The 8299-nt window shown below is 66.9% G+C and carries 8 protein-coding genes and 2 pseudogenes; all 10 read left to right on the plus strand.

The window, feature by feature from the left end:
• A pseudogene (locus tag N5K27_RS28465) lies at window positions 1-124 on the plus strand (coproporphyrinogen III oxidase); the annotation flags it as partial.
• A 3-nt stretch (window positions 125-127) separates the two neighbouring features.
• Entirely contained in the window at window positions 128-1312 is a 1185-nt protein-coding gene (locus N5K27_RS28470) for an STY4528 family pathogenicity island replication protein (protein ID WP_003141061.1), read from the plus strand.
• A 238-nt stretch (window positions 1313-1550) separates the two neighbouring features.
• Complete coding sequence (locus N5K27_RS28475) at window positions 1551-2525, plus strand: OST-HTH/LOTUS domain-containing protein (protein ID WP_279820928.1); 975 nt, start codon at window positions 1551-1553, stop codon at window positions 2523-2525.
• Entirely contained in the window at window positions 2492-3280 is a 789-nt protein-coding gene (locus N5K27_RS28480) for a PFL_4669 family integrating conjugative element protein (protein ID WP_033986193.1), read from the plus strand. The genes N5K27_RS28475 and N5K27_RS28480 overlap by 34 nt, the downstream gene beginning before the upstream one ends.
• Window positions 3277-3825: a DUF3158 family protein gene (locus N5K27_RS28485; RefSeq protein WP_033986195.1), complete on the plus strand. Its 549-nt coding sequence runs from the start codon at window positions 3277-3279 to the stop codon at window positions 3823-3825. Before N5K27_RS28480 ends, N5K27_RS28485 begins: the two co-directional genes overlap by 4 nt.
• Window positions 3822-4205: a single-stranded DNA-binding protein gene (locus N5K27_RS28490; RefSeq protein ID WP_013721963.1), complete on the plus strand. Its 384-nt coding sequence runs from the start codon at window positions 3822-3824 to the stop codon at window positions 4203-4205. Before N5K27_RS28485 ends, N5K27_RS28490 begins: the two co-directional genes overlap by 4 nt.
• 294 nt (window positions 4206-4499) lie before the next feature.
• A complete protein-coding gene (locus tag N5K27_RS28495; RefSeq protein ID WP_279820931.1) occupies window positions 4500-6515 on the plus strand; it encodes a DNA topoisomerase III in 2016 nt (671 codons plus the stop codon).
• A gap of 780 nt (window positions 6516-7295) precedes the next feature.
• On the plus strand, window positions 7296-7532 hold the full coding sequence (locus N5K27_RS28500) for a hypothetical protein (RefSeq protein WP_011805444.1): 237 nt from the start codon (window positions 7296-7298) through the stop codon (window positions 7530-7532).
• A gap of 25 nt (window positions 7533-7557) precedes the next feature.
• Entirely contained in the window at window positions 7558-7950 is a 393-nt protein-coding gene (locus tag N5K27_RS28505) for a hypothetical protein (RefSeq protein ID WP_003141051.1), read from the plus strand.
• Between the two features lie 250 nt (window positions 7951-8200).
• Window positions 8201-8299: pseudogene (locus N5K27_RS28510) on the plus strand (ABC transporter substrate-binding protein); the annotation flags it as partial.

Raw genomic sequence — 8299 nt, forward strand, 5'->3', positions numbered from 1 at the left:
TATCGCCCTGACCGACGACATGGCGATGCTGGCGCTGACCATGGATCTGGCCGAGGCGCTGAGCCTGCCGATGTCGGTGGTGTGGGCGGCGATACGCAACTGGATCGACCAGGGGCTGGTGTAGGCCATGACCACGGGTGGCGCACCACGGCGCGAAGGCCCGGTTGCGCTGTCGGCGTTGTTCGACGAGGCGCTGCGGCACCTTGAGCCGAAGGAACCGGCGCAGGGCACGGCGCCGAGCCAGGACGGCTTTCTCTACAGCGGCAACCGCCATGAGAGCGTGCCGCGCCGACTGTTCCTCGACCGGCGCCTGACCCCGCTGGAACGCAACGCCTGGCAGGTGTTCCGCCTGCAGCTCAACGACGACGGCGTGACCGCCTTTCCCACCTACGACCAGCTCCGCCCATATCTGGCGTCCATGCCCTGTGCGGCGCAAGCCTCGCACGAGACCGTGGCGCGCGCCTTGACGCTGCTGCGGCTGACGCGCTGGCTCAGCCTGGTGCGGCGGCGGCGCGATCCCAAGACCGGCCGCATCCAGGGGAACCTCTACGTGCTGCACGACGAACCGCTGTCGCCCTTCGAGGCGATGCAGCTCGACCCCGACTATCTGGGCCTGGTGAGCCAAGCGCTCACGCACGCGGCGAAGGCGGTGCAGGTCGTGGGCATGAACACGCTGCGGGAGATCGCCGAAGACCCGCTGCTCAGCGGGCGCACGCTGCCGACCCGCCTGCAGGTGCTCGCGCAGCGCATGGCACGGCATGGCTGGACGACGCCAGGTTATCCACAGGAGGGTGCGGACCACGAATCCGAAGAAGGCCAGGAAGCCCTGCTTCGGAATGGCGCGCGCCCGTCTTCGGAATCCGAAGCAGGGCCGAAACCCGCGCCGGACGGCTCTCTTCGGATTCCGAAGGAGGACCGTACAGTACGTAATGATCGTATAAATGAAGTACGTACAGTACCGCGCGCGAGGGCCTTGCAGAACCTGCGGCTGCCCGAGCGTTTCCTGCGCTTGAAGGACGAGCAGCAGGCCGGCGCGCTGGTGGCGCTGCAGCAGGTGGACGAGGCGCAGAGGCAGGCCGTTCTCGACGAGTGGGCGGCACGCTGCCACAACAGCGCGGTACGCAACCCGGCCGGCTACCTGTTTGGCATCATCCAGAAGGCGATCCGCGGGGAGTTCAAGGCCTGGGCCGGAGAAAGTGCATCGGCGGCGCCAGCGTCCCCGCCGTCGTCACCACCGGCATCCCGTGCGGCTGACCCCGAGGTGGCACGTGCCTACCTGGCACAGCTCCGAGAAGCCTTGCGTGATCGCTGATGTTGACTATCCCCAGGGGATAGCTGGAACAGACACCTTTCCGCCGCGCTCAATTGTCGTCCGCCGAACGACAGGCGAAACTGTCGCCTGTGAATCAGACGAGGACAGCCACGCACGAGCCCGGCCGATGATGGACATGACGACTTCCCCCGTCACAAACGTACTGCAACCACTGCAGCGAGACGTTCAGCGCTTGCTGGGCAGATGCCTGTTGCGCCTTCAACAATACGAGCGCCTCATGAAAGCCATCGTGGCGCACCACGAGATTTCAGGCCCGGCGCATTCGCTGGAGGCCATTCGCACAGCGCGGATCGAAGATGCCGCGACCAAGACCCTGGGCACGTTGGTCGGACAACTGTTTGGTTCGTATGTGGTCACCGATGGAAATGGTGGCAAGGAACGCGACAACGATCTTCCCGGCGACGTGATTTCCTTTCGCACGCGCGTGCAACTGAGCCTGTCTGCGCAGGACTACGCCAAAACCCAGGCCGACCTCAAAGACCTGGTATCGCTGCGCAACACCCTGGTGCACCACTTCATCGACCAGCACGATCTATGGACCGTGGACGGGTGTCGCGCTGCACAGGACGAACTCGGTTCCGCCTACACGCGCATCGATCAACACTTCGAGCAGCTGCGCGGCTGGGCCGAGCACATGGATCAGGCGCGGCGCCTGGCAGCGGAGTTCGTCCAGTCGGATGTGTTCCACGACCTGGTGGTCAATGGCATCGCGCCGGACGGCACGGTGGACTGGTCGGCCGCCGGCATCGTTCGTGCGCTGCGCGAGGCCGCTGCGCAGTTGGCCGTCGAGGGCTGGACACCCATCGCCGCCGCTGGCCGCTGGATCGCGGAGCGGCATCCCGAGCAGCTTCCAGCCAAGTACGGCTGCAGCAGTTGGCGGCAGGTGGTGCACGAGTGCCGCCTGTTCGAGCTTCGCTACCGTGAGGTGGAGGGGCAACGGGCCGCCTGGTACAGACCTCGCGAAGCATTGCCCCGCAACGCGGTCTCACCTCCGCGCGAGCCGCGAACACATCCGCCGAGCTATCCCCAGGGGATAGCCGGCACACACGGCCTTCCGCGCGGAACAAACCGGGCGCGCATGGGCTGCGGTTTGTTGACTGACAGCCTTCCGGCCGATGCCGATGCTGGCGACTCGCCAATTCACCGCGAGTCGCTCCCATGGCCAACGAACGCACAGAACCCCTGCAACTGAATCTCGGATCGCTGCGCAGCGCGATGTCGCTGACGCTGCACACGCACCATGCATCGCGCATCTGGCACGGCCGCGCGCCGACCGAGGGGCGCCCAGGCATCATCGGTCTCAACGGCTTCATCGGCGCCATGAACAAGATGAAGCGCGGCGCCGAGCAGGACGACCCGTACTCGGACTGGTGGATGCTGCGGATCGAGGACAAGCTCGCCGACACCAAGACCCGCCTGCAGACCCTGCGCGAACAGGTGGATCAGGCCTTGGCCGACGTGCCAGCGGCGTTGTCGCTGGGCGAGAACATGAATGTGCAGCCGGTGAAGCTGCCGCTGTTCGTGAATGCACAGCTCGGCTTCATGGCGGTGTACCTGCTGGCCGACTACGACGACCTGGCGCGCAAACTCATCCTGGCGCACCACACGGCGCTGATCGACCGCAGCACCTTGGAGCGCTGGCTCAATGATGGCGCGCACGCGCTGCGCAGCCTGTTCTCGCTGGCCCAGCAGTACCGCTACTCGGGCACGACGCGCGACGACTTCGCGGCGAAGAACGCAGCGGCACGAGCGGCGCTGGAGAAGTTCGGCGAACTGCCGCAGGACGTGCTGGAAGGCACGCGCCGCTCGCGCTTCGCGCCACCGATCGCGCGGCGGACGACCAAGCCCGGCACGCCGCCTGCTGCGCCCGCCATCAAGCCCGATGCGCCGGCTCACACGGATGGCGCAGCCGATGGTGCGGCGGGCGATGAGGGTACTGACGCATGACGGCATCGCCCCCCATCAGCCACTCCACGCGCTTCGTGGCGCTGGAACAGGCGGACTTCCAGCGGCTGGAACACGCAGGCTACCTAAAAGGCCTTTTACAGCCTTTTAAGGGTAAGGGGAGTCTGGAGACCTGGGCCAGCCAGTGCGCGGCGCTGCGCGACGACGTGATTGGCCTGGCGCAGCGGCGCGTGCTGCCCCAGGCGCGCGCCTGCCCCTTCAGCCTGCTCCACGTGCAACTGGCCCAGCAGGCCACTGGCGCAGGGACGACCTTCCTGCGCTGGCGCAACCTCGACCGCTCCTCCATGGGCGTGGCGTTGTGGGAGGCCCTGCTGGCCAACCCCGCGACGCCGGCCTCGCTGATCGACGAGCTGTACGCGATGGAACTGCAGCGCATCGTGCTGAACATGCAGATCAGCCTGACCCACAGCATCGCTCGCCAAGCCCTGGAATGCGCCAGCAAGGCCGCCCAGGCCGAAGCGGCTTACCTGCGGCGTGTCCACGGGCATACCGCGGCCGTTCCACCCACCACCAAGGAGTCACCATGAGCACGCACTTCGTCGGCGAGGGCAACATCGGTTCTGCGCCGGACTACCGCGAATTCCCGAACGGCAACGACGAGCCGCGCCGGCTGCTTCGCCTGAACGTCTATTTCGACAACCCGATCCCGAAGAAGGACGGCGAGTACGAAGATCGCGGCGGCTTCTGGGCGCCGGTGGAGCTGTGGCACCGCGACGCCGATCACTGGAAGACGCTGTATCAGAAGGGTATGCGGGTGCTGGTCGAGGGCCGCACCGTGCGCGACGAATGGGAGGACGCCGACGAGAACGAGCGCGTCACGTTCAAGGTCGAGGCCCGGCGCGTGGGCATCCTGCCGTACCGCATCGAGTCGGTGGCGCTCAGCGCCAAGCCGGCCGGCGGACAGTAGTTCGCCCATCGCCGCTCCCCCGAGGGCGGCTGTAGCAACCGTCATACGCCCGCGATGCACCAGCGAGCTATCCCCAGGGGATAGCTCCAAGGTCGTCCACAGAGTTCCAGCCGCCCTCCCGTAACGACGCTTTTGCTGTGCCAGCTCCTGCGGTCTATGCGCACCGCTGCGGCAACGGACCGCCTGCCGATCACAAAGCGGTGTCTGCATCAATCGGCTTCCTTGCTGCCGGCATCTCCTGGCCCCGCCAAGCTGACGCCCATCCAATGAACCGCACATTTCCAAGGAGGCTTCATGCGCGTGTTCCTGTGCGAGAAGCCGTCCCAGGGCAAGGACATCGCCCGTGTGCTGGGCGCCAGCCAACGCGGCAACGGCTGCTACAGCGGCGCCGGTGTCGTCGTGACCTGGTGCATCGGTCATCTGGTGGAGGCGGTTCCACCCGAAGGCTACGGCGAGCAATACAAGCGCTGGGCCATCGAGCAACTGCCCATTCTTCCTGAGCGTTGGCGTGTCGAGCCCAAGGCGGCGACCGCAGCGCAATTCAAGATCGTGCAGCAGCTCGTCGCCAAGGCGGGCGAGCTGGTGATTGCGACCGATGCCGACCGCGAGGGCGAGATGATCGCCCGCGAGATCATCGACCTATGCGGCTACCACGGGCCGATTCAGCGCCTGTGGCTGTCGGCGCTCAACGATGCGTCGATCCGCAAGGCGCTGGGTGCGCTCAAGCCGTCCGCCGAGACGCTGCCGCTGTACTACTCGGCCCTGGCCCGCTCGCGTGCCGACTGGCTGATCGGCATGAACCTGAGCCGGCTGTTTACGCTTCTAGGTCGGCAGGCCGGCTACACCGGCGTGCTGTCGGTGGGGCGCGTGCAGACGCCGACGCTGAAGTTGGTGGTGGATCGTGATCGCGAGATCGCGCGCTTCGTCTCTGTGCCGTATTGGGCCGTGGACGTGCTGCTATCCCATGCCGGCCGGTCCTTCACCGCGAGCTGGATACCGCCCGAAGGCAGCACCGATGCAGCGGGTCGCTGCCTTCAGCAGCCGGTGGCGCAGCAGGCTGCGGATTGCATTCGCGCCGCACGCGATGCGCAGGTCGTGTCGGTGGACACCGAGCGCGTGCGCGAGGCACCGCCGCTGCCGTTCGACCTGGGCACGCTGCAGGAGGTGTGCTCCAAGCAGTTGGGCCTCGACGTGCAGGAGACGCTGGACATCGCGCAGGCGCTGTACGAGACGCACAAGGCGACGACCTATCCGCGCAGCGACTCGGGATACCTGCCCGAAAGCATGCTCGCGGAAGTGCCGGCGGTGCTCGATGCACTGCTCGCCACCGATCCCAGCCTGCGGCCCTTGATCGGCCAGCTCGACCGCAACCAGCGTTCGCGCGCCTGGAACGACGGCAAGGTGACGGCTCACCACGGCATCATCCCGACGCTGGAGCCCGCCAACCTGTCGGCCATGAACGAGAAGGAACTGGCCGTCTACCGGCTGATCCGCGCTCATTACCTCGCGCAGTTCCTCCCGCACCATGAGTTCGACCGGACGGTAGCGCAGTTCTCGTGCGGCAGTCAGTCGCTGGCGGCCGTGGGCAAGCAGATCGCCGTCACCGGCTGGCGCGAGGTGCTGGCGACGCCGGGGCCGGACGATGCCGACGGCGAGGATGCGCAGCGCAGCCAGGTGCTGCCGGCGCTGCATGCGGGCCTGTCCTGCCCGGTCGGCAAGGTGGATCTCAAGGCGCTGAAGACGCTGCCGCCCAAGCCCTACACGCAGGGCGAGCTGATCAAGGCCATGAAGACCGTCGCCAAGTTCGTGACCGACCCGCGGCTGAAACAGAAGCTGCGAGATACCACCGGCATCGGCACCGAGGCGACACGCGCCAACATCATCAACGGTCTGATCGGTCGCGGCTACCTGGTCAAGAAAGGCCGCGCCGTCCGCGTTTCCGACGCGGCATTCACGCTCATCGACGCGGTGCCCTCGGCCATCGCCGACCCCGGCACCACGGCGGTGTGGGAGCAGGCGCTGGACATGATCGAGGCCGGCCAGATGGCGCTGGACACCTTCATCGAGAAGCAGTCCGTGTGGGTCGGTCAGCTCGTGCAGCAGTACCGCGGCGCAACGCTCTCGCTCAAGCTGCCGCCGGCGCCGGCCTGCCCGCAGTGCGGCGCACCGATGCAGCAGCGCACGGGCAAAAGCGGCGCGTTCTGGTCCTGCTCGCGCTACCCGGACTGCAACGGCACGTTGCCGATCGAGTCCCCGACGGGCCGGCGCAGCGCACCGCGCAAGCGGCGCGCTGCCTCCAAGGCGTCCTGATCCTCGCTTCCCCCTGCCGCGCCGGCCCTTCACTGGCGGCGAGGCAAACGTCCCGCACCGCGCGGGACTCCAAAGCGCGCGTCTCCTTCTGCAACGGTGTGCGCGCCCCGTCTGCCCGCCATCGGGCGACGGGGCGAGAAGGTCATTGCTCCACGAATCGCGCCCGCCGCCATTCCCTTGATCGGTGTGCCTTGCCTCGGTCACGAGGGGCTTCCTGACGCCTTGCCGCCGCGCGAGCCGTGAGGAGGCCCCTTGGGCCGAGGGTATTCCGTGCCGGTGCCCGCCGGCGAAACATCGGGCTCCCTTTGTGTGTGGATGCACGCCAGAGGTTTCCGGCCCCAGCCACGAAACGGGCCGGGTGCGATTGCTGACGCAGCGAACGGCTTTGACGACGGCCTGCGCTGACGCAGCCCACAGGTGGTTTTCCTTTCTCTTCAGCCGAAGGCCCGTGTGGCCTTCGGCGCCCTGGTCTTTGCCTTGTCCCGTGACGCGGGCCATTGCCCTAAAGCGGGCCGTCCGCGATTCGGTTTTCCCTGCGACGGCAGCCATGCTTCGCGCCCATCCTCACGCCATGCGTTGCTGACAGTCGTCAGCGGCATGCCCTGGCAGTCTCGGTCTTCAAGACTGCAACGCGGTTCGCCGCGTCGACCGATCCAGTCCGCTTCGCATCGCCCACCGCGGACGCTCGCCGGCCTGGCGACGATGCACTTTTCTCAACCACCCGAGGGGAACCCCATCCCCTGCGGGATGCGTGCTCCCCGACCCACCAAGGAGCACGGCATGTCTGAACCTTCCGCATCTTCCTCTGCAACCGCAGTGCGCAGTGGTGCGCTGGCGCTGACCTGGACCGGCAAGCGTTTGCCGCTACAGGTGCTGCGCAGCGCGGCCGGCCACTACATCGGCACACAAGACGACGAAGGCCCGGTATCGCGGGAGTCCGTCGAGTATTTCCCGAACCACCTCGCAGCACAGCGCGCCCTGGATACCCATGCCTGGACACAGCGCGCTCACGCCTGATTCCCACCCTTCAAGGAGTTCTCTCATGAATCTGTCTTTACCCGAAGACGTGCTCGATCAGATGGCGCTGGAACAGGCGCACTTCGACGCTGCACCGCAGGCCTTCTTCGAGGCCTGGAAGCGCGGCGCGCAGATCGCCGGCCACGAGTGGTTCGGCGACGGCACACGCGAAGGTCTGCAGCGTGCCACCACCAAGTGGGACCTGCGGCCCAACATGCTGATGCTCAACGACGCCCTGGGCGTGCTGAGCAGCGGTCAACGCATGTTCCTGTCCGCGATGGTGAGCTTCTACAACTCCCGCGAGGGCGGCGCGATGCTCAAGCGTTGCGGCTTCGAGGGGCTGTCCGACTTCGGCGGCCTCGATCTGGAACGGCGCCAGGTCATCGCTGACCTCACGCTGCACTACAACGGCTGGTGAGCCGCGCCTGGCAACCCACCGTCTTTTCATCCCACCCCACGAGGGACATGCGTCCCCGTTCGGGGCCATGTCCCTCCTTCCTTTCGCAGGAGCGGCCATGTCCCGAATCACCATCTTCCACTGACCTGCACCGCCCGCCACCAGGGCGGCCCGACGCCGCGGCCGGCTGACCGGTTGCCACTTCATCCACTCGCTGGGGTTCAATCCCCGGCAGGGGATTGCCTCGGCCATCCTCTGCTGGAGGAATCCCATGTCCCATTCCAAAAACCCCTTCGCCCGCGGCTACGATGGCCTGTCCGTGCAGCGGCTGCTGGCGATTTCCTACGACGACGACTGCCCGCTGAGCTAC

Origin of the sequence: Pigmentiphaga sp. GD03639 (assembly GCF_029845405.1) — a bacterium.
Taxonomy (GTDB): domain Bacteria; phylum Pseudomonadota; class Gammaproteobacteria; order Burkholderiales; family Burkholderiaceae_B; genus Pigmentiphaga; species Pigmentiphaga daeguensis.